The following is a 19,947-nucleotide window of genomic DNA, read 5'->3' as shown; positions in this document are numbered from 1 at the left end:
AGCCGATCGTGTCCTCCCCGGCTTACCCATCTGACCAAACGCCGATTGGTATCGTCGGAAACCGCATGTTTGCGCACTTTCCGCTGGCGCTTGCCGCCGCCGCGGCTATTCTCAAGTCCACAGAATTTTCAGACTGTTGGGGCAGGCGGATATGACAGAAGAACCCTCATCCACACCACGGGTGGAAACAGTTGTGAAACCGGACCCGACGCTGGATGCCAAGGTCATCGATATCGCCATCCGCCTGGGCGTTCTGGGGCTCTTTGCCTATTTTTCACTTCAGCTCGTCGCACCGTTCTTTCTGTTCCTGGTCTGGGCGGTGGTGCTGACGGTCGCACTCTATCCGGTCTTTGACTGGCTTGCCGCCAGGCTTGGTGGACGAAAGGTTCTTGCCGCAGTCCTGATCACGCTCTTCTGTCTTGCAATCGTGATCGGTCCGGTTGCCGTCTTGATCGTCAGTCTCGTGGACACGCTTCAGGGCTGGTACCACGGCATGGCGAACGGCGTCCTCAAGCTGCCGCCCCTGCCTGAGAAACTCGCCGGGGTGCCGGTCGTCGGTGCCAAGATTTCCGAAATCTGGCAACTCGCCGGTCAGGGGCTGGAACAACTCCTGGCCAAGGTCGGGCCGACGCTGGTTCCGGCCGGCAGCCGCATCCTCGGAGTTCTGGCTACGCTCAGTGGCAGCGTGCTGTTCTTCATCGTGTCCATCATTCTCGCAGGCTGCCTGTTTGTGCCCGCCCCGTCCCTGGCAAAGGGCACCAAGCTGTTTGCAGACCGCATCATCGCACCGCGCGGATCTGAATTTGTCGATCTGGCCGGTGCAACCATCCGCAACGTCTCGCGCGGTGTCATTGGGGTTGCTGTCGTCCAGGGGCTGCTGACGGGGATCGTGCTGATTGCGTTTTCCGTGCCGCTTGCCGGCGTCCTGACCTTCGTGGCGCTGATCCTGTGCATCATCCAGATCGGCCCGGCACTGGTGATTGTTCCCACGATCATCTGGGCCTGGAGCTCCTGGGACCTGGTGCCGGCACTCCTGTTCACCGTGCTGATGGTTCCGGTGATGCTCATCGACAATGTCCTGCGGCCAATTCTGATGTCCCGTGGCCTCAACGTGCCGATGCTGGTGATCCTGATCGGCGTTCTCGGCGGCACCATTGCCTATGGCTTGATCGGTCTCTTCCTCGGACCTGTCATCCTGGCGGTGTTCTACGAACTGACCATTGCTTGGGTGAAGGCAGGCGAGAAAAGGCCGCCTGAAGCGACGACCTTGCCCGATCGCTAGAGCGTCTGAAAATAGCCACTTACCGGATCTTCGGCGAGATGGCCGGAAATCATGGCCCAGGTTCCGTCAGCAATCAGTCCGTCGATATGTGCCTTGTGGATTGCTTTGTTTTCCCAGCTTTCGACAAGCGTGAAGCGGCATGCATCATCCATGTCTTTCAGAACCTCGACACCCTGACATCCGGACACGCGCGGAAGATCGGCCGAAACCGAGTGCATGATGGCTTCAAACGCCTCTTGCCGGTCCTTGAGCGCCTTGAATTGAACGACAACTTTTATGGCCATGGGGGATCCTTTCCGCGTCGGCTGTATGTTGCCGGAATGGGATAAACAGCCAAGACAGCTGGCGGCAGATCCATTCCTGCTGAACGGCTGCCCGATCCTGCGGAACTTTCCTCAAGTATCGTTCTGGCGAGGTGGGGCCAGCGTTTCGGCATATTGGCGCGGAGCCATGCCGAAAGAGGATTTGAAATCGCGCGTGAACTGGGACGTGCTTGCATAGCCGGCAGCCTCGGCTGCACGGGCCACGCTGGCGTTTGACGTCAGTAGGTGTTGCCGGGCGCGGTCGAGGCGTACCTGCTTGCGGTATTGAAGCGGCGACTGACCGAACAGAGCAGTGAAACCATGTGCGAAATGGGAGGGGCTCATGGCAACTTCGGCTGCGATTTCGGCAATCGTCAGGTCCGGACGTGCCGCGTGGGTCTCGATATAGCGCAAGGCCTTGACCAGCCTTTCATCCCTTGCACTGACCAGGGTCCTCAAGACGCCAAAGGCGTCGGACCGCAGGATCCGGTAACAGATTTCCTGCAGGCACAGCGGTGCCAGCACATGGCAGTCGGCTGGATCCCGAAAAGAGGTGACGAGGCGCAGCAGCGAACCGGCAAGTTCATCGTCCAGTGGTTCACAGGAGATAAGCGCGCCTTTGGCCGGGGAAGACGCATGGGCATCGGTTTCGGCAAGGCGAACCAGTGTTTGAGCAATCAGCTCAGGTGACAATTGCAGTTTGAGGGCCAGATAGGGCTTTGCCGGTGTGCCCTCGACAACTGCGCTGTAAGAAGCGTCACCATGAAACGCGATAACCTGGCTAGGGTCATTGACGATCTGCTCGTCACCCAGGCAAACGCGTTTCAGCCCGGAGACGGCAACGGCGACGGAAAGTCCCTTGTTCCGGCCACGGTGATAGGGAAGGCATTCCGACAGTTTCAGAGCCCAGACGGAGCCGAGAGGGGACGGAGTGACCCCTTCCGTTTTCGCAAACTTCCGAACGGCATCACTCAGTGCAGCGATTGCTGGTGAAGCACTGTCGGTATAGACGGAGTGGCAAGCTTGTACGGGAGAATTCGTCAGCATAGCTCTGGCTTAGCCAACGGCAGCCATGAGCACAAGCGGCAGATGAAGCGTCAGTCCCCGACCAGACGGCTGGCAGTGAAGGGGAACAGGCGGTCATTACCAAGCATGAAAACGGAAAACTGCCGTCGCCGGAAGAGCATGCCATAGGCTTCATCTGTGACATTGAGCCCGCCGGTCAACGCGCCAAAGGCGGGCAGGACAAGACGGGTGCCGTCGGTAACGAAGCAGGCCCGCCGGATCGAGCGGCCGAAGCGGCGCACGCGGGCGGCCGGATGCAGATGTCCGCAGATTTCTCCTGCGGTCGACGTGGAACCGACCTTCTCGATTGGTTCGTGCCGGAAGGTCAGCGGGCCGATGGTGATTTCGTCGACCGTTACACCGCACAGGCGTACCGGTGCAATCGGATCGTGGTTTCCCGTGACCCAGATCCATTCACGGCCGAGCTGAAGGGTCGTCAGCATCGCGCGATAGGGGGCTGGCAACCGGTCGGAGCCGTCGGGATCGTGGAAACTGTCGCCAAGGCAAATGACGCAAGCCGGATCGAAGGCATCGATTACGCCGGCAAGCTTCTCCAGCGTTGCTCCGGTGTCATAGGGCGGAAGCATCACGCCGCGCCGGGCGTAGCTGGACCCTTTTTCAAGATGGAGATCCGCGACGATCAGGGTGGACTCGTCCGGCCACCACAAGATCCCGCTGTCGTGCAGACCGACCAGCTGGCCATTGATCTGAATGTCATGACATACCGGCGCAGCAGCATATTTGCGCAAATGGGATGTCAGGGCACTCATTCCATAGCCTCCAGTACGAGTTCTTCGGCTGCCTCTGCCAACAGCGTGTCCATGGCCTCCCCGTAGACCGGTTCCTTCCCTATTTCCAGGAGAATTGGCACGGCGAGGGGAGAGACGTGCGGGAGTTCAGTATGCGTGATTCGTCCTCGGATCCGGGCAAGAAGTTCCCCCAAACGCGAGATATCCAAAAGTCCTTCGGCGGCGTCGTTCCAGGTTGCCTTGAGTAATATGTGGTCTGGTTCATGGGCTCGCAGCACGTCATAGATCAGGTCCGAGGATACGGTTACCTGCCGGCCCGACTTCTCCAGCCCCGGATGGCGGCGTTCGATCAGACCGGCAATGACGGCACAATTACGAAACGTACGTTTCATGAGGCTGGATTCGGCGAGCCAGGCATCCAGATCGTCGCCGAGGATGTCTTCCTCGAACAATCGGTCGAGAGGAATTCTGCCGGAAGAAAACAGCAGAGACAGGTCTCCGAGGCCCCAGACGGCAAGGGCATAGTCGTTGGCGACGAAGCCGAGCGGGTTCGCACCCAGCCGCTCCAGACGCTTGGTCAGCAGCATGCCAAGTGTCTGGTGTGCCAGTCGTCCCTCGAACGGATAACAGACCATGTAGTGCTTGTTGGCGCGCGGAAACGTCTCCACCAGCAAGCCGTCCCTTGCAGGCAGGACGGATTTCTCCCTCTGGATGTTCAGCCAGTCGCGCACCTGTTCGGGCAGCGCCTTCCAGCTCTCGGGTGTCGCCAGCATCGTGCGGACGCCTTCAGCGAGATAGGTGGAGAGCGGAAACTTTCCGCCCATGTAGGACGGGATCATCGGATTGTCCGATGTGGTGCGCGAAACATAGGCCTCGTTTTCGCGGATGCCCTCGAAACGCACCACCTCGCCGCCGAAAAGAAACGTGTCGCCCGGCGCCATCTGCTCCAGAAAATACTCTTCCATCTCACCCAGAACACGCCCGCCGCGGCCGACGGGTGTTCTTCGCCCCGCGGCCTTGGAGCGCACCAGCCGCACCTTCAGCATCGGGGCTTCGACAATGGTGCCGACGTTCAGCCGGTATTGCTGTGCGATCTTCGGGTGGGAAATCCGCCAAAGCCCGTCCTGGCCTTTCCGCAGCTTGGCATATTGATCGTAGCTTTTGAGTGCGTAGCCGCCGGTAGCGACGAAATCGAGCACCCGCTCGAACGTCTCCCAGTCGAGATGCCTGTAGGTTTCAGAGGACCGTATTTCATTAAAGACATCCAACGCATCCAACGGGTCTGCGCAGGCAAGGCCGAGCAGATGTTGGGCAAGCACGTCCAGCGCGCCCTGGCGCAGCGGCGGCGTGTCCTGATCGCCGCGCATCGACGCGGCAAGGGCCGCCTGACACTCGAGCACCTCGAACCGGTTGGAGGGGATGAGGATCGCCTTCGACGGTTCGTCCATGCGGTGGTTGGCACGGCCGATCCGCTGGGCAAGGCGGCTGGCCCCTTTTGGCGCACCGATGTTGACCACCAGATCGATATCGCCCCAGTCGATGCCCATATCCAGCGAGGAGGTGGCAACCACGGCCTTCAGCGCACCGGAGGCCATGGCCGTTTCGACTTTCCGCCGCTGGCCGACATCAAGAGAGCCATGATGCAGCGCGATCGGCAGCGTGTCTTCGTTTATGCGCCAGAGTTCCTGAAACACCATTTCGGCCTGGCTGCGCGTGTTGACGAACAGCAGCGATACGTTGTGCGCCTTGATCAGCTTGTAGATGTCGGCAATGGCATAGCGCGACGAGTGGCCGGACCAGGGAACGCGTTCTTCGCTCTCCAGGATCGAGATGTCGGGCTTGGCGCCACCGGCAACCTCAACGACATGAGACAGCGCCCGGCCATTCGGGTCGGGCTGATCGACAAGATAGGCGCGCAGGTCATCCGGTTCGGCGACAGTTGCCGACAGGCCTATGGTCCTGAGGTTCGGGGCAAGACGCCTCAGCCGTGCCAGGCCAAGTGCCAAGAGGTCGCCACGCTTGGAGGTCACCAGCGCATGCAACTCGTCCAGAATAACGGTTCGAAGCGAGGCAAACATCCGTGCCGAGGCAGGATCCGACAGAAGCAGGGCAATCTGTTCCGGCGTGGTCAGCAGAATGTCCGGTGGATTGAGCTTTTGCCGCTGGCGCTTGTGAGAGGGCGTGTCACCGGTGCGGGTTTCCAGCCGGACGGCAAGATCCATTTCCGAAACCGGAGCCTCCAGGTTGCGGGCAATATCGACCGCAAGTGCCTTCAGCGGCGAGATGTAAAGTGTGTGGATGCCATTGCCCGCGGAACCGGGTTTTCTTTTGCCCTGTGCTTCCAGTTCCACCAGGCTTGGCAGGAACCCGGCCAGGGTCTTCCCGGCGCCCGTTGGCGCAATCAGCAGGGTGGAATGGCCCTGTTGCAGATGATCGATCAGTTGCAGCTGATGGGGCCTTGGAGCCCATCCCCGCGAGGCAAACCAGCTTTGGAATCTGTTTGGTAGCAACTGCACGTCCATGGCTTTGGTTTTAGGCCAGGGATGGGTGAAAGGCGAGGGGGAATGTTCCTTGATTGTTCAGCTTGTGTTCAGGTGACCTATGGTCAATTCTGCGCGAATATGACCTAGGGGAGGTTCTTTTGAAAACATTGGTATTTATGGGACTTTTGTCAGTAACCGTTCTTTGTGCAGGTGGAAGCGCAAATGCTTCGGAAAGCCTCAATTACCGTTGCAAGCTCGGCAATCAGTTCGTCTTCATTGAAACGATCCCGGAAGAGGGGCGCGCAATTCTCGAGGATATCAACGGCAAGACAATCCTGGTGCCGGACGGGCGGGGTGGTTACTTCAACGATGACGAGGAAATCTCTTTTGAGCGGGCTAAAGCCGTTCCTGAACTCTGGCTTGGAGACGTGTCGCATAACTGCGAAATAGCGGCGTCAGATTCCATCGGCCAGAGCCAGGCAAGCAACGCTGTTGGAAAGAATGAAACGCAATTGAATCTCCAGGGCCAATCTCGAGGGGGCAAGTTGCGCGCAGGTCCGGGAACGAATTTCGCGCAGGTCGGCAGCCTTTCGGAGGGGAACTGGGTCACCATCCTGAAAAACAGTGGTGTTCGAATGGACGGCTACGACTGGTTTGAAGTCGTGACCGACAGCGGATTGCGCGGTTTCCAGTGGGGCGGGATCATGTGCTCCAACGGCTCGAAGATTGCCGGTGTCTATCAAGCTTGTGGTGCGCAGGCGTCTGCGCAGCCGGCCACGAAAGTGGCTCAGCAACTCGGTGGTGGCTGGATGGCGTTTGCCCTGGCTCCTGGCGGAGCCTTTGGTCATGGTGCTGCCCCCACCAGGGCAGCCGCGGAACAATTCGCCATGCAATATTGCGGCAACAATCAATGCCGGATTGCGGACGCCACCCAGGCAAGGTGCCATGCATTGGCTGTTTCGCCTTCCAGCAACGGTATTGGCGCTGGCGACAGCGAGCAGGCAGCGATGAACTTTGCCATGGGCTGGTGCTCGAACAGCGGCGCAAGCGGCTGCCGTATCGAGTATTCCTATTGCCAGTGAGCCACTTGCTAGTGAACCACGACGCCATGGCCATGCGACCTTTTCGACGCATGGCCATGGCACATCCGCAAATCAGACCTATCTAGCGACGGATGTCCGATCTACTGACGCTGACACCCGAAGGCCTTTATTGTCCTGAAGCAGGTGTACATATCGACCCCGTCCGCCCGGTCGAAAGGGCAGTCATCACGCATGGCCACGCAGATCATGCGCGTTCGGGCCATGGCGCGGTGCTGGCAACGGGCCAGACGCTCGACATCATGGCAATCCGCTATGGCGAGAACTTCTGCGGATCGGCACAGGCGATCGGATATGGCGAGGCATTGAAGCTTCGGGATGTCGAGATCTCACTGCACCCTGCAGGTCATGTACTTGGCTCTGCACAGGTTCTGCTGTCATCTGCCGGGCGGCGAACCGTCGTATCGGGAGACTACAAACGGCAGGCAGACCCGACCTGCGCGCCTTTCGAAGTGGTGCCCTGCGATACCTTCGTTACCGAGGCGACCTTCGGCCTGCCGGTGTTTCGTCATCCCCCGGCGCGAGAGGAGATTGCCAAGCTGCTGTCGTCGCTGGAGCTGTTTCCGGAGCAGACCCATCTGGTCGGTGCCTATGCGCTCGGCAAGGCGCAACGTGTTCTCGCAGAATTGCGGGCGGCCGGTTACGAAAAGACGGTCTACCTTCACGGCGCATTGGAGAAGCTGACGGCCTATTACCGAAGCCAGGGGATCGAACTTGGCGATGTCGAACCTGTCGGCCAGCGCGGCAAGGAGCTTGCCGGTGAAATCGTCATGTGTCCGCCCGGCCAGCTTTCGGACCGTTGGTCCCGCCGGTTCGGTGATCCGGTCGCGGCGATGGCCTCGGGGTGGATGCGTGTTCGGGCGCGGGCGCGTCAAAGAGGGGCAGAGTTGCCTCTGATCCTGTCCGACCATGCCGACTGGGACGACCTTTGCCGCACCATTCTGGAAACGGGTGCCGAGCAGATCTGGGTGACCCATGGCGCGGAGGAGGCACTTGTCCACTGGTGCGAATTGAATGGACGAAACGCCCGCCCGCTCAATATGATAGGCTATGACGACGGCGAGGACGCCGACGTTGCGCGGGCCGCACAAGGCTGATCCGGCTCACGCGAAATTGCGGCATTTATTTCCTTTTGGGGAGAGGCAGTCATGGCGGACGACGGTGAATTTGCAGGTGCCGGCAACGGCCAGACAAACGGCGCCGGGGCTGGTGCCAACGGCGAAGCCGAAGAGGCGATTGCACAGCTCTTTGACGACTATCAGGCCGGCTTCAACGATTATGACATCGACAGGATCTGCGACTGCTTCGCCCTGCCGACCATCATCTGGCAGCACGAGAAGGGGCATGTCTTCAACGACGACGAGGAGTTGATCGAGAACATCGAAGCGCTCCTTCAGGCATTGGAAAAGGAAGGCGTGTCCCATTCGGACTTTCACGTCGTATCCAGCCACGTGAGCGGCTCGGTCGCACTGGTGACCCTCGACTGGAGCCAGGAAACGGCGGACGGCGAAGCCGTGTTCGAGTTCACCTGCCATTATCAGCTTATCCAGGACGGAGCGGATTGGGTTATTGCCTGCATCGTCAATGAATAGAACGACAGGCCGGAGGGCAGGGTGCCTTGCCCTGCCGATCCTTTGCCTGCTTTCGGTCCTGTCGGGAACCGCAGCGGGCGAAACGCAGGCTATCTATGGGGCATTGACGCCAGCATCGGAAACCTTGCGAGCCTGCACACTTCCGGAGATGACGCCTGGCAAGGTGTTGCTGGAGACCGATTGCCGTTATACGGAACCGGTCGTAATTTCTGCCGACAACATCCTGCTGGATTGCCGCGGTGGCACGATCACGGGCATGCACCGGCGCGGCATTACCATTCGGCCAGGCCTGAAAAACATCACCATTCGCGATTGTCGCCTCGACGATACCGGCGGCATCCTGATTGAAGGTCAAACGCCGTCGGATGACGCGGCGGCGCGGGACGAGGCGCGGGCAAATTCGTCCCAAGGGGTCGTGCTCGACCATCTGACCATCACCAAGTCCTACATGACAGGTGTCTTTGTCGATCACTACGTTGTCGGCGCAACGATCCGTAATTCCATCGTTGCCGATGGTCATCATGTTGGCATCTATCTGGAGCATGGGTCGCAGAAGAACGTCGTTTCCGGCAATCTGATCCGCAACAATGGCCTCTTCACCAACAAGGGCATCCGGCGCATCGGCCCGACCCGCCGAGAAGGCCTGTCCGTGGATGGATCCGCGTACAACCTGATCGAAAACAACATCTTCGACAGCAACGCTTTCGGCGGCATCTTTCACTACAAGAACTGTTGGGAGTTCCACACCACCAACCCGGAAAGCCGACCGCGCCTGCAAGGATCGGACGGCAATGTCATCCGCGGCAACGTCTTTCGGAACATGGACATCGGCATCTGGGTTGCCTCGCGCCAGGCGCGCGATCTGGTGATGTGGGACTGCGGCGACAAGAGCCCTTACGACAGTCCGGTTTCACTGGCCCCGATGATGGGTGACCGCCCATGGGGGCAGTCCGACAGTTTTCTGGGATATCACTTCAACCCGGAACTCATCGCCGGTTTTGTCGACAAGAACGCGCTTGCTCCCAGATGGCCGTTTCCGATGGAGCTGCACCTTTACGAGGATTTCGCCGAAGACAACACGTACCAGGACAACTGCTTCGAGAACCTTGTCACGGGCATCCGGATCGAGGACGACGGCAACACGGTCCGGGACAATCTGTTTGTGGGAGACTTCGAATACCTTTATCTCGGCAGTCCGTTCCGGGCAAAAATGCTGAACCGGCCGATAGAGGGAACAGTGATAGAAGGCAACAAGAATGCCTCGCCCTCGTCGCGAAGCTTCCTGCAGAACAGCTTTCTGGCCGATGACGAGCACACGGACACTGTCATCGTCCAGCCCGATGTTGGTTCATCCGTGCCTGCGCCGGATACCTGCAAGACGGGACAGACCTAGACCGGTTCAAATGAAAAAAGCCGGTAACACGGGTCACCGGCTGTTGTTGTTCACAGGCCCTTCTGTTTGTCATCCCGGACGCAGCGAAGCGAGGATCCGGGATCGGGGTACCGATGACTTTAAGAAAAACCTGAAAACAGAAAGGCTTGCGCCTCCCCGGTCCCGGCTCGCGCTACGCTTGGCCGGGATGACGACAGGCGAGGCAAGTCTGGTTCATCGTCTTTGCCGGTGACACAGGTTACCGGCTTTCTGTCAGGGCTTTGTTTTCGAGGCCTTGCGCTCGGCGCGCGACGGCTTGTTTTTCTTTGCGGCCTTTTTCTTGGGCGGCGCGGAGTTGGCGGCAGACCGGGTCCGCGGCTTGCGCCGATCGCCGTCCGGGCCATCAGCGGCACGTTCCTTGCGCTTGGGAGCGCGGTCGCCGCCGTCGAGGTCGCGAGCCAGTTCCTTGGTGTTCAGAGGCTCGTAGGCAGGGTGGTGCGGCACAAAATCGTCGTCACCGGACCGGCGGCGGGATTTGCCACGAGGTCCGTCAAACTTGCCGCGCGGCCCGTCGAATTTGCCTTTGGGACCGTCGAACTTGCCTCTGCCTTCGCGCTTCGGCCGGCCGGATTTCATGCTGTCTTCGGCACCGAGGCTTTCATAGTCCGGTGCATCTGCACCACGCGGACGGCGCTTGGGCGGGCCGGAACGGTCGGACCGGTCACGGCGGAAGCCGTCTTCCTTCGGCGGGGCAGGGATCTTGCCGCCACGTGCATCAAGCAGTGTGATGGTGGCATTTTCCTCGCCCGTGCCTTCGCGCTTGACCACATCGGCGAAGCGCTGGCCATGACTGCCGGCGATTTCGAAGTAGAGCTCGTTCTGGAAGATCTTGATCGCGCCGACTTCCTTCTTGGTGACGTGACCGGCACGACAGATCATCGGAAGGATCCAGCGCGGTTCTGCGCGCTGGCGGTGGCCGAGCGACAGCGAGAACCAGATGCCGTCATCGAACTTGCCGGTGATTTCCGCATTGCGGCCACCGCGCGAGCCGGCATCCCTGCCTCGGAGCGACGTCTCATCGAGATCGGAGACTTCTTCCGGAGCGGGCAGACGCGACTGACGCAGCTTGACGAAGGCGGCTGCAAGCTGTTCCGGGCTGTGAAGCGCAAGCAGCTCGTTCGCGATCGCCAGTTCTTCTTCTTCCAGTTCCACCTTGAGTGCGGGATCGGCCAGAAGCCGTTCCTTGTCCTTGGCTCGGATGTCGTCTGCGGTCGGAGCCCCCTTCCAGGTCGCCGTGATGCCGGCAAAATGCAGCACGCGCTCTGCCTGGCGGCGGCGCGGGAAGGGAACCATGAGCACACAGGTGCCCTTGCGGCCGGCACGGCCCGTACGGCCGGAGCGGTGCAGCAGGGCGGCCTTGCCTGTCGGCAGGTCGGCGTGGATCACCAGATCGAGGTTCGGCAGGTCGATACCGCGTGCGGCAACGTCGGTTGCCACACACACACGGGCGCGGCCGTCCTTCATCGCGGCCAGTGCGCTGGAGCGCTGCTCCTGGCTGAGTTCGCCGGAAAGGGACACGATGGAGAAACCGCGGTTCGCAAGGCGCGATGTCAGCCGGCTGACGGCTTCACGCGTCGAGCAGAAGACGATTGCCTTTTCCGCTTCATGCTGGCGCAGCACGTTGATGATGGCGTTTTCGCGCTCGTTCGGGGCAACCGGATGCGCGACGTAGTCGATATCGCCGTGCTGTTCGCGAGCGTTGATGGTCGACAGGCGAACGGCATCCTTCTGGAAGCGCTTGGCGAGTTCTGCAATCGGCTTTGGAACCGTTGCTGAGAACATCAGCGTGCGCCGGTCCTGCGGCGCGGTATCCAGAATGAATTCCAGGTCTTCGCGGAAGCCCATGTCGAGCATCTCGTCGGCTTCGTCGAGCACGACAGCCTTGATTTCCGACAGGTCCAGTGCGCCACGTTCGATATGATCGCGCAGGCGGCCAGGCGTTCCCACGACAATATGAACACCGCGTTCCAGTGTCCGCCGTTCGGTGCGCGGGTCCATGCCGCCGACACAAGAGGCCGTTACGGCGCCGGCTTCATTATAAAGCCAGGTCAGTTCTTCCTTCACCTGAAGGGCAAGTTCGCGGGTCGGGGCAATGGCCAGCGCAATGGGAGCGCCTGCCTGGCCGAGACTGTCCTGGCCGTCAAGCAGCGTCGGGGCGAGTGCGAGGCCAAAGGCAACGGTCTTGCCGGACCCGGTCTGCGCTGACACCAGAAGGTCGGCTTCCGGCGGAGCGTCGCTTAGAACGCTTTCCTGCACGGAGGTGAGGTTTTCATAGCCACGTTTCGCCAGCGCGGCCTTCAGCGCCGGGGCGAGAGAAGTCAAATCGGTCATAGAAATCTTTCAACTGCTCCGGATCTTCTGCATGCCAGTCAGCAGTCTACCGGATAGGGCCATCCAGTCATCGGCCCATGGATGGCCGCGGCTTATACAGGCATTTTGCCTTGCCGTCCATCCCGCATTTTTCAGGCGTGAAAGTGGTGCACTGGCAAAAACTGCAGTGATTTTACACATTGCGCTAGGTCCCGAGCGATGACACAAGCAAACTATTGTTCCTCGTACCCGGTCATCTTGTGGGGCGTTGACCAATTCTCTTCTGCCGTAGCTGAAATGAACTCGGCCTAGAGCCGGTGTTAGCTTTCAGCCCGCATTGAGATGGTGAGCTGAATTTTTTGTCTATGACGTAAGGGCTTGCAGTCCGGGCGCTTTCGCGGTTCGTATAGCGCTTATGCTGGCTTTTTCCCATCTGCTCGACCGGCTTTCGCTGGAACCCAGGCGCCTCGCCAAGGAAGCGCTCCTGATCCGTTATTTCCAGGAGGTCGCGGATCCGGATCGGGGATTTGCCCTGGCCGCACTGACTGGCGGGCTGAGTTTCAAACACGCCAAACCGGCCCTGCTCAGGGCTTTGATCGGCGAGCGGACGGACCAGGAGCTGTTCGCGCTTTCCTATGATTTTGTTGGTGACCTGTCCGAGACCATTGCGCTGATGTGGCCGCAGGCTGCAAACGGAGAGGTTGCCCTGAAAGAAGCTGCCCCCAGCCTGTCCGAAGTGGTCAAGCGGCTGGAAGGGGCCGGAAAGAGCGAAGTGCCCGGTTTGCTGACCGACTGGCTGGACACGCTGGATGAGACCGGCAGATGGGCCCTTTTGAAACTGGTGACGGGTGGTTTGCGCGTCGGGGTATCTGCGCGCCTTGCGAAAACGGCCGTGGCGAAGCTCGGTGGACTGGATGTTGCTTCAGTGGAGGAGGTCTGGCACGGGCTGGAGCCACCCTATGAAGCATTGTTCGCCTGGGCAGAAGGACTGAGCGGACAACCGCAAACATCCGATCCCGCACCATTCCGGCCGGTAATGCTGGCGCACTCCCTGGACGAGGACAAGGACACGGAGCTGCTGAACGCGGAGGACTTTGCGGTCGAGTGGAAGTGGGACGGCATTCGCGTTCAGGCGGCAGCCGGTCTGACAGAGCGTGGCGACCGCGTACGCCGCCTGTTCAGCCGGACCGGTGAAGACATATCCAGGGCCTTTCCCGATATTCTGGATTTGCTGACATTCGATGCCTGCATTGATGGCGAATTGCTGGTGGTGTCGGACGGTCAGGTGCGTCCTTTTGCAGATCTGCAAAAACGCCTCAACCGCAAGACCACCGGGCCAAAGCTGATCCGCGAATTCCCGGCAGCGATCCGTGCCTACGACCTGCTCAGTGTCGGCGGAACCGATTTGAGGGAGCTGCCGTTTGCAGAACGGCGCAAGGCGCTTGAAACCTTTATCACCGGATTGCCGGAGGGCAGTATCGATCTGTCGCCCATGGTGAAGGTAACCGGATGGGAGGAAATCACCTCCGCGCGCGCCGATCCCCATGCCCATCTGCCTCCTGCCGACGCCGATGCCGTTGAAGGCTTGATGCTGAAGCGGTGGGATGCGCCCTATGTCACCGGCCGGCCGAAGGGATTGTGGTTCAAGTGGAAACGGGAACCCTACCTGATCGATGCCGTGCTGATGTATGCGCAGCGCGGCCATGGAAAACGCTCATCCTTTTATTCCGACTATACCTTCGGTGTCTGGCGTGACGGGGAGGCGGGAGCCGAGCTGGTTCCGGTCGGCAAGGCATATTTCGGCTTTACCGATGAGGAATTGCGTGAAATCGACCGCTATGTGCGCAACAACACCATCAACCGGTTCGGACCGGTGAGGGAAGTTGTTCACGGCGCTGAAAAGGGGCTTGTGCTGGAGGTCGCCTTTGAAGGGCTCAACCGGTCCACCCGGCACAAGTCCGGTGTAGCCATGCGCTTTCCTCGCATTTCCAGACTGCGCTGGGACAAGCCGGCAGCCGAAGCCGACAGGCTGGAAACGCTTCAGGCAATGTTGCCAGGCGAAGAAGGGTAATTCGGTGTTCGACAACTCGCTTTTGAAAACCCGCCCTTAAGTCGTGCTTTGGCCATGGAAATATGGCACCCATGACAAGATACAAACGGCCAGACGCTTGTACCCCTGTTTCAACTGAAATGCTTGGGGCCAATAGCGCGAGGCCGGCAACCGGAGAGGCAATATGACGATCCGCAACAAATATCTGGCTCCTATGTTCCGCGGGCTGGCCGTGGCCGTTCTTCTGGCTCCGGCAGCTGTCGCCCAGGACAGTGTCGCCCCTGAAACCGCAGACGCAGTGACAAAGGGACAGGCAGACCGCTTTTCCCTGGTCAGGGTGGATGAGGATATCCTCAGGGTGGACCGGCAGAACGGGACCGTCTCCATTTGCAAGGAGCAGAGCGACGCCTGGCGCTGCAATCCGGTGCCGCTGGCAGAAGATGCCTATCTTGCAGAAATCAACGAGCTGGCCGGTGAAGTGGATCGCCTGACCGCCCGTGTGGAAGAGCTGGAAGGCAATGGCGTAAAGTCCGACAAGCAATTGCCGCCCGGTTCCGCACTTGATCGCCCAAAGGCACCCGGCTCCAGTCAGGGCGGACGCAGCCCATCGACAACCGAGGAAGATGAGGAACTGGAAAAGGTTCTGACTTTCACAGAAAGCGCCATGCGCCGGTTCTTTGGCATGGTTCGCGATCTGCAGAAGGACTTCGAGGGCGAGGCCAACTGATCGCCTGAAGTCAGATGAAAAAACAGCGTGTCCCTGCCAGGGGCACGCTGTGTCCGGCAATGCTTCTTGTCCGGGGATTGGTCAGTCGATCAGCATCTTGTTGATGCTTTGATAGGCTTCATCCGGCTGTTCCACGGCAACACGCCTGGTCAGATCCATCGTCAGTGCGACAACATCCAGAACGGCGGCGAGACGGTTCGTCCGTGTTTCAAACAGGTGATGGCGCATCGAGAAGGTCTTTGGATTGACGCCGGTAAAGCCGGAAATCACCAGCATTGCGTCGCCGGTCTTCAGCGGTGTGATCCAGGTCAGCTTCATTTCAACGGCCACCCGGCCGAAACCGTTTTCCGTCAGATAGGCGTGTGTCATTGGCGTACGCTGCCAGACATGGGCTACGCCGTCCGTGCAGCAGGACAGGGCAAATCTGTCGTCGGCCTTGCCGTCCGGACCGATATCGCGTGGCAAAACGGTTCCCCGGTAGACGATCTGGGCGCCTTTAGACTGCAGGGCCGCAAGCGTCGCACGTGCATTTGCCGGTCCGGCGGAAATCCCCCTTGGTCCGGCCTCTGCAATCATTGGCGTCTGGAAGTCGCGGAAGCGCTGGCGCAAGGTCTTCGCGGCGCTGGCGCTTGGCTCATATCCGTCGAGAGCTGTTGCCGATAGCGTTCCGGTGGCGGCGTCCCGCATTTCATGAATGACGGTGAGCATATGCGGGCCGTCGAAGGCGATGCTGGAGTGAACCGTGATCAGGTCTCCCGTGCGCATCTCCTTGTGGTAGCGCACGTGGCGCACCCGGCGAGCCCCCACGACGGTTTCGCTCAAGCCGGTCATCAGCCGGAACTGGCGATCTGCTTCCTCGAAGCGGCTGAAGTAGAACTGGACGTTCAGATGATCGTTTTCGTCACATTCCCAACGGTTCACAAATGAAAACAGCGTTGCCTGAATTGTCATAATTGCTTCGTGCACTCAGTGATTTTTGATTATGTGATGTGTATTGGACAGGTCATTTGTTGCTGTCTTTGCATTGATTATCAACAAGAAATGTAGATTCTGGAAAATTAGTTCAGGCAACGTTGAGGAAGCCGGTAAAATGAAAAGATCAACTGCGGCGAGGTGATTTAAACTTTAGGTTGTTTTTGTTGGTGGCTCTAACTTAACTATTTTTCTTGCGCCTGAAGGCAGCCTATTTGCCATGACAGCAGCGAATGCGCATCGCGTGAACATGGCGTGTTGGTCAAAAGCATGGTTTGACTTGCGCGTAACCCATGTTGCAAACATACTTCACAATGGCCGCAACAACGGGGCTTCGCCATAAAATCAAGAAGCGAGCGGGTGCAGGATGACTGCGACGCATGGCTCTGGCGGAACCTGCGGGCCAAACGGACCGTTGAGGGAGGAATAACAACGTGTCGGCGACATCGTATCGGTTCATCATCGCGGATGATCATCCCCTGTTCCGGGGTGCTCTGCGTCAAACGCTCGAAACACAATACCCCGATGCTGTGATCGAGGAAGCCGGTGCGTTGGAGGACGTTACGGCCAAGCTGGAACAGGATGGCGAAGTCGATCTCATCCTGCTTGATCTGTCCATGCCCGGCATGCGCGGTTTTTCCGGCCTGATGTACCTGCGGGCCCAATATTCCGGCGTTCCGGTGGTGGTGGTCTCGGCCAATGAAGATCCGCAGGCCATCCGGCGCGCGGTTGAATTCGGAGCTTCCGGCTTCATTCCGAAGTCTCACGGGATCGATGTCATTCGCGAGGCGATTTCGGAGGTCATGTCCGGCAACATGTGGACCCCGCCGGATGTCGACCTTGCCGCCGACGACGGCAGCGGCGATCTGGTGCAGCGCCTTGCAACGCTTACCCCCCAGCAGGTTCGTGTTCTGATGATGCTGTCCGAAGGTCTTCTGAACAAGCAGATTGCCTACGAACTGTCCGTTTCGGAAGCGACCGTAAAGGCTCATGTTTCCGCGATCCTGCAAAAGCTTGGCGTGGAAAGCAGAACCCAGGCCGTTATTGCAGCGTCCAAGATCGAGGCCGGGCAATGGCAGGTTGGCGGCGAAACCGCCGAGGCTGCCCAGGCACAGTGACGCCAAGCACACGCGCGACGTTACTTTCTGGCTGCTCCACTTGGAAACGGTCTCCAATGCAGGAGACCGTTTTCTGCTTTGCGTGCTGAAATCGACCTGCCCGAATGCAATTTCTGTAGGCCTTCAGGGTGAGCTTTCCAGTCAGGATTGCAAAAACATAGCGAAATCCAGACCAACGTTTTTACCGTAATTTCAGGGAATGGCTGTAACCCTCATTGCTGCGGGGCGCTGCCACGCAGAGTGCGAGTAGCCACCCGGAGAGAAAATGCGGTCCAGCTTCAATTGGCGACTGATCTTCAAGACGATCGGCATGGCCTTCGTGTTGCCCGGTCGTCAGCTCAAGGTGGACTTCCAGTCTGACGCGGACACGCAAACCGGACAGCAGGAAAGCAATCCTGTTCGCGCCTTCATGCTCGCGTTCGGACACCCGGTGGTCGACGAGCTCCTGGCCCGCAAGGTACGAGCAGCGCAGATCGCAAGCATCGCGCGCCTGACACCCTTTATCGTGCTGGCAAACGTCGTCAACGTAATCGTCATTACGCTCGCGTTTCAGAACTTCATGCCGTTCAGCTTCATTGCCGTCTGGATTGCGGCCATTGGAGCTTTTCTTGCCTACACCCTGTACAAGTGGCTGAAAGCGAACAGGTCGCCAATTCATCTTGCCTCGCGGCGATCTCTGAACAAGGCGGTCTTGCACGCGACGATTTTCAGTGGTCTTTGGGCGGTCGTTCCAATTGCCGCATTCGGTTATGGCGATCCGGACGGCATCTGGATTGCCTCCTGCGTCACCACCGGCATGCTGTGCGGTGGCGGTTTTACTCTGGCAACCGTGCCGCAGGCAGCCTTTCGCTGGGTCGCGATCCTTTTCCTTGCATCGCTCGTGTCCTTCGCAATCGGACGCAGCGCGGAGCTGTGGCCGCTGGTCTTCCTGTTGAGCAGCTACACGCTGGTGGTGGTCGGCAGCGTTGCTTCGGCAGGCTGGCTGTTTGCCTCCCATTTCCTTGCCGAAGCCGAGCTGGAACAGCGTGGTGAACTGATCGCCCTGCTGCTGAACGAGTTCGAGGAAAAGTCCAGCGACTGGCTCTGGAAATCGGATAGCCACGGTAATCTGCATTCCATTTCCGACCGGTTCTTACATGCCAGTGGCCGGGACCGGGCGGAACTGGAAACCATGCGTATGGTCGATCTGGCCTATTCGCTTGACGAGAACGATGCGCGGTCTGCCGTAACCAGGTTGGAAAACGCCATGAAGCGTCAGCAGGCCTTCCGCGAAATCGTCATCGGGGTGGACGTGAACGGCGAGGAACGCTGGTGGTCCCTGGCAGCACGTCCGGTCTACGACGACCATGGTTCCTTTACCGGTTACCGCGGTGTTGCGTCCGACATCACCGAAGCCCGCAGGGCAAGCGTCCTTGTTTCTCACCTGGCCGAGCACGATTCCCTGACGGGGATCGGCAATCGGAGCTGGTTCCTGAAACAGGCCGAGGCGCAACTGGAAGAGCAAAACCAGAATGGTCAGAACACGCTGACGCTCTTCCTCATTGACCTCGATAATTTCAAGGTCGTGAACGACACCAGCGGCCACCCGGCAGGGGATGAACTTCTGAGGCAGGTCGCAAGCCGGTTTACCGCCCTTGGCGAAGGCAGAACGATGCTTGCGCGTTTCGGTGGCGACGAATTCGCGGCGCTCGGCCGTTTCGTCAGCGATCAGGCGGCTCTTGCATTTGCCGAGGAACTGGTTGCCGTGACACGCAAGCCTTTCCGGATTGGCCGTCGCGACTTCGCCATTGGCGCCACCGTCGGGTTCACCCGTCTGTGCGACAGCAAGGACACTGTCGACGATCTGATGCGCAAGGCTGACATTGCGCTTTACAAGGCAAAGGAAGGCGGCCGGGGACGGTCGCTCGCCTTCGAGCAGGACATGGAGCGTGAGGTCCGCGAGCGCCGCGAACTGGAATCGGATCTGCGCGAAGCATTCGAATACGGCAAGCTCAATGTCGATTTTCAGCCGATCGTGGATGCCCGGTCCGGCAAGGTGGTGTCCAGTGAGGTCCTGCTCCGCTGGCTGCATCCCGAGCGCGGTGAGGTGCCGCCGGACGTGTTCATTCCGATTGCCGAACACGCCGGTCTGATACTGCCGCTCGGCAGTTGGGTTCTGAGGAAAGCCTGTGCAGCGGCAGCCCAATGTCCCGAACTGGAGAGCGTTGCGGTCAACCTGTCGCCGATCCAGTTCATGGATCCGAATCTGGTGGAACAGATCCTGACCGTGCTGCAGGAAACGGGGTTCCCGCCGGAACGCCTTGTCCTGGAAATCACCGAATCCGTGTTCCTGCGCGACTTCGGCACAGCATCGATCAAGCTTCAGAAACTGCGAGACCTTGGTATCCGCATCGCGCTGGACGACTTTGGCACGGGCTATTCGTCTCTTTCGTATCTGCGGCACTACAAGTTCGACAAGATCAAGATCGACAAATCCTTCGTCGATGAAATCGGCGAACGCAGCGACGGTCTGGCGATCATCTCCGCAGTCATTGCGCTTGCGCATAACCTTGGTCTGGAAGTCACGGCAGAAGGCGTGGAACGGCAGTTTCAGGTGGATGCTTTGCGCACGCTCGGCTGCGACACCATGCAAGGCTATTACTTCGGCAAGCCGGATCCCAATCCGATGCGGGTCGCCCAGATCCGCAGGGAAGACTGGCAGGATCGTTCGCCAAGCACCGCGCCTAAGAACCCTGGAGCGCTACGCTCAGTTTCCTGATGCATTG

Annotated in this window: 15 protein-coding genes; 9 read left to right on the top strand and 6 right to left on the bottom strand. The window is 59.5% G+C overall.

Annotation, left to right across the window (positions count from 1 at the left end; translation table 11 throughout):
• Nucleotides 1-151 precede the first annotated feature (151 nt).
• Nucleotides 152-1,282, top strand: a complete 1,131-nt coding sequence (locus tag FIV03_RS27280) for an AI-2E family transporter (RefSeq protein WP_152511681.1) — start codon at nucleotides 152-154, stop codon at nucleotides 1,280-1,282.
• Here FIV03_RS27280 and FIV03_RS27275 read toward each other — a convergent pair.
• From FIV03_RS27275 to FIV03_RS27260, 4 genes are all read right to left on the bottom strand, one after another.
• Complete coding sequence (locus FIV03_RS27275) at nucleotides 1,279-1,566, bottom strand: antibiotic biosynthesis monooxygenase family protein (protein ID WP_152511680.1); 288 nt, start codon at nucleotides 1,564-1,566, stop codon at nucleotides 1,279-1,281. The two genes, FIV03_RS27280 and FIV03_RS27275, sit on opposite strands and share 4 nt — an antisense overlap.
• 111 nt (nucleotides 1,567-1,677) lie before the next feature.
• The gene (locus tag FIV03_RS27270; protein WP_152511679.1) at nucleotides 1,678-2,631 is read right to left on the bottom strand and encodes an AraC family transcriptional regulator; all 954 of its coding nucleotides are present in this window, start codon (nucleotides 2,629-2,631) and stop codon (nucleotides 1,678-1,680) included.
• A 50-nt stretch (nucleotides 2,632-2,681) separates the two neighbouring features.
• On the bottom strand, nucleotides 2,682-3,419 hold the full coding sequence (gene pdeM, locus FIV03_RS27265; protein WP_023001770.1) for a ligase-associated DNA damage response endonuclease PdeM: 738 nt from the start codon (nucleotides 3,417-3,419) through the stop codon (nucleotides 2,682-2,684).
• On the bottom strand, nucleotides 3,416-5,920 hold the full coding sequence (locus FIV03_RS27260) for a ligase-associated DNA damage response DEXH box helicase (protein ID WP_152511678.1): 2,505 nt from the start codon (nucleotides 5,918-5,920) through the stop codon (nucleotides 3,416-3,418). Before FIV03_RS27260 ends, pdeM begins: the two co-directional genes overlap by 4 nt.
• A 137-nt stretch (nucleotides 5,921-6,057) precedes the next feature.
• On the opposite strand from FIV03_RS27260, the gene FIV03_RS27255 reads away from it, so the two are divergent.
• The 4 genes from FIV03_RS27255 (at nucleotide 6,058) to FIV03_RS27240 (ending at nucleotide 9,966) form a co-directional block, all read left to right on the top strand.
• Nucleotides 6,058-6,963, top strand: coding sequence for a DUF4189 domain-containing protein (locus FIV03_RS27255; protein WP_152511677.1), 906 nt, complete (start codon nucleotides 6,058-6,060; stop codon nucleotides 6,961-6,963).
• A 92-nt stretch (nucleotides 6,964-7,055) separates the two neighbouring features.
• Entirely contained in the window at nucleotides 7,056-8,078 is a 1,023-nt protein-coding gene (locus tag FIV03_RS27250) for a ligase-associated DNA damage response exonuclease (RefSeq protein ID WP_152511676.1), read from the top strand.
• Between the two features lie 51 nt (nucleotides 8,079-8,129).
• A complete protein-coding gene (locus tag FIV03_RS27245; RefSeq protein WP_023001766.1) occupies nucleotides 8,130-8,573 on the top strand; it encodes a DUF4440 domain-containing protein in 444 nt (147 codons plus the stop codon).
• Nucleotides 8,566-9,966 (top strand): right-handed parallel beta-helix repeat-containing protein, encoded by a 1,401-nt coding sequence (locus tag FIV03_RS27240; protein WP_152511675.1) that lies wholly within the window; start codon nucleotides 8,566-8,568, stop codon nucleotides 9,964-9,966. The genes FIV03_RS27245 and FIV03_RS27240 overlap by 8 nt, the downstream gene beginning before the upstream one ends.
• A 252-nt stretch (nucleotides 9,967-10,218) precedes the next feature.
• On the opposite strand, the gene FIV03_RS27235 is transcribed toward FIV03_RS27240, so the two are convergent.
• Nucleotides 10,219-12,336: a DEAD/DEAH box helicase gene (locus tag FIV03_RS27235; RefSeq protein ID WP_152511674.1), complete on the bottom strand. Its 2,118-nt coding sequence runs from the start codon at nucleotides 12,334-12,336 to the stop codon at nucleotides 10,219-10,221.
• Between the two features lie 394 nt (nucleotides 12,337-12,730).
• Here FIV03_RS27235 and FIV03_RS27230 point away from each other — a divergent pair, with 394 nt between their 5' ends.
• Together FIV03_RS27230 and FIV03_RS27225 are read left to right on the top strand one after the other, a co-directional pair.
• Nucleotides 12,731-14,386, top strand: a complete 1,656-nt coding sequence (locus tag FIV03_RS27230) for a cisplatin damage response ATP-dependent DNA ligase (protein ID WP_152511673.1) — start codon at nucleotides 12,731-12,733, stop codon at nucleotides 14,384-14,386.
• 163 nt (nucleotides 14,387-14,549) lie between these two features.
• Nucleotides 14,550-15,092 (top strand): hypothetical protein, encoded by a 543-nt coding sequence (locus FIV03_RS27225; protein WP_209009806.1) that lies wholly within the window; start codon nucleotides 14,550-14,552, stop codon nucleotides 15,090-15,092.
• Between the two features lie 81 nt (nucleotides 15,093-15,173).
• On the opposite strand, the gene FIV03_RS27220 is transcribed toward FIV03_RS27225, so the two are convergent.
• On the bottom strand, nucleotides 15,174-16,043 hold the full coding sequence (locus FIV03_RS27220) for a thioesterase family protein (protein ID WP_152511672.1): 870 nt from the start codon (nucleotides 16,041-16,043) through the stop codon (nucleotides 15,174-15,176).
• 455 nt (nucleotides 16,044-16,498) lie between these two features.
• Between FIV03_RS27220 and FIV03_RS27215 the strand changes: the two genes are divergently transcribed.
• Together FIV03_RS27215 and FIV03_RS27210 are read left to right on the top strand one after the other, a co-directional pair.
• Complete coding sequence (locus FIV03_RS27215) at nucleotides 16,499-17,182, top strand: response regulator transcription factor (RefSeq protein WP_023001759.1); 684 nt, start codon at nucleotides 16,499-16,501, stop codon at nucleotides 17,180-17,182.
• A gap of 265 nt (nucleotides 17,183-17,447) precedes the next feature.
• The gene (locus FIV03_RS27210) at nucleotides 17,448-19,940 is read left to right on the top strand and encodes an EAL domain-containing protein (protein ID WP_152511671.1); all 2,493 of its coding nucleotides are present in this window, start codon (nucleotides 17,448-17,450) and stop codon (nucleotides 19,938-19,940) included.
• Nucleotides 19,941-19,947: the final 7 nt, after the last annotated feature.

This window comes from Labrenzia sp. THAF187b (assembly GCF_009363375.1).
GTDB lineage: Bacteria > Pseudomonadota > Alphaproteobacteria > Rhizobiales > Stappiaceae > Roseibium > Roseibium algicola.
The sequence above is the reverse complement of the archived record's forward strand: the minus strand, read 5'-3'. Positions and strand labels throughout refer to the sequence as shown.

What these genes read in the sequence shown, in the direction of transcription:
- FIV03_RS27225 (WP_209009806.1), top strand. Translation starts at nt 14,550, where the DNA reads ATGACGATCCGCAACAAATATCTGGCTCCTATGTTCCGCGGGCTGGCC.
- pdeM (WP_023001770.1), bottom strand. Translation starts at nt 3,419, where the DNA reads ATGAGTGCCCTGACATCCCATTTGCGCAAATATGCTGCTGCGCCGGTA.
- FIV03_RS27210 (WP_152511671.1), top strand. Translation starts at nt 17,448, where the DNA reads ATGCGGTCCAGCTTCAATTGGCGACTGATCTTCAAGACGATCGGCATG.
- FIV03_RS27255 (WP_152511677.1), top strand. Translation starts at nt 6,058, where the DNA reads ATGGGACTTTTGTCAGTAACCGTTCTTTGTGCAGGTGGAAGCGCAAAT.
- FIV03_RS27275 (WP_152511680.1), bottom strand. Translation starts at nt 1,566, where the DNA reads ATGGCCATAAAAGTTGTCGTTCAATTCAAGGCGCTCAAGGACCGGCAA.
- FIV03_RS27260 (WP_152511678.1), bottom strand. Translation starts at nt 5,920, where the DNA reads ATGGACGTGCAGTTGCTACCAAACAGATTCCAAAGCTGGTTTGCCTCG.
- FIV03_RS27280 (WP_152511681.1), top strand. Translation starts at nt 152, where the DNA reads ATGACAGAAGAACCCTCATCCACACCACGGGTGGAAACAGTTGTGAAA.
- FIV03_RS27220 (WP_152511672.1), bottom strand. Translation starts at nt 16,043, where the DNA reads ATGACAATTCAGGCAACGCTGTTTTCATTTGTGAACCGTTGGGAATGT.
- FIV03_RS27270 (WP_152511679.1), bottom strand. Translation starts at nt 2,631, where the DNA reads ATGCTGACGAATTCTCCCGTACAAGCTTGCCACTCCGTCTATACCGAC.
- FIV03_RS27245 (WP_023001766.1), top strand. Translation starts at nt 8,130, where the DNA reads ATGGCGGACGACGGTGAATTTGCAGGTGCCGGCAACGGCCAGACAAAC.
- FIV03_RS27240 (WP_152511675.1), top strand. Translation starts at nt 8,566, where the DNA reads ATGAATAGAACGACAGGCCGGAGGGCAGGGTGCCTTGCCCTGCCGATC.
- FIV03_RS27250 (WP_152511676.1), top strand. Translation starts at nt 7,056, where the DNA reads ATGTCCGATCTACTGACGCTGACACCCGAAGGCCTTTATTGTCCTGAA.
- FIV03_RS27235 (WP_152511674.1), bottom strand. Translation starts at nt 12,336, where the DNA reads ATGACCGATTTGACTTCTCTCGCCCCGGCGCTGAAGGCCGCGCTGGCG.
- FIV03_RS27230 (WP_152511673.1), top strand. Translation starts at nt 12,731, where the DNA reads ATGCTGGCTTTTTCCCATCTGCTCGACCGGCTTTCGCTGGAACCCAGG.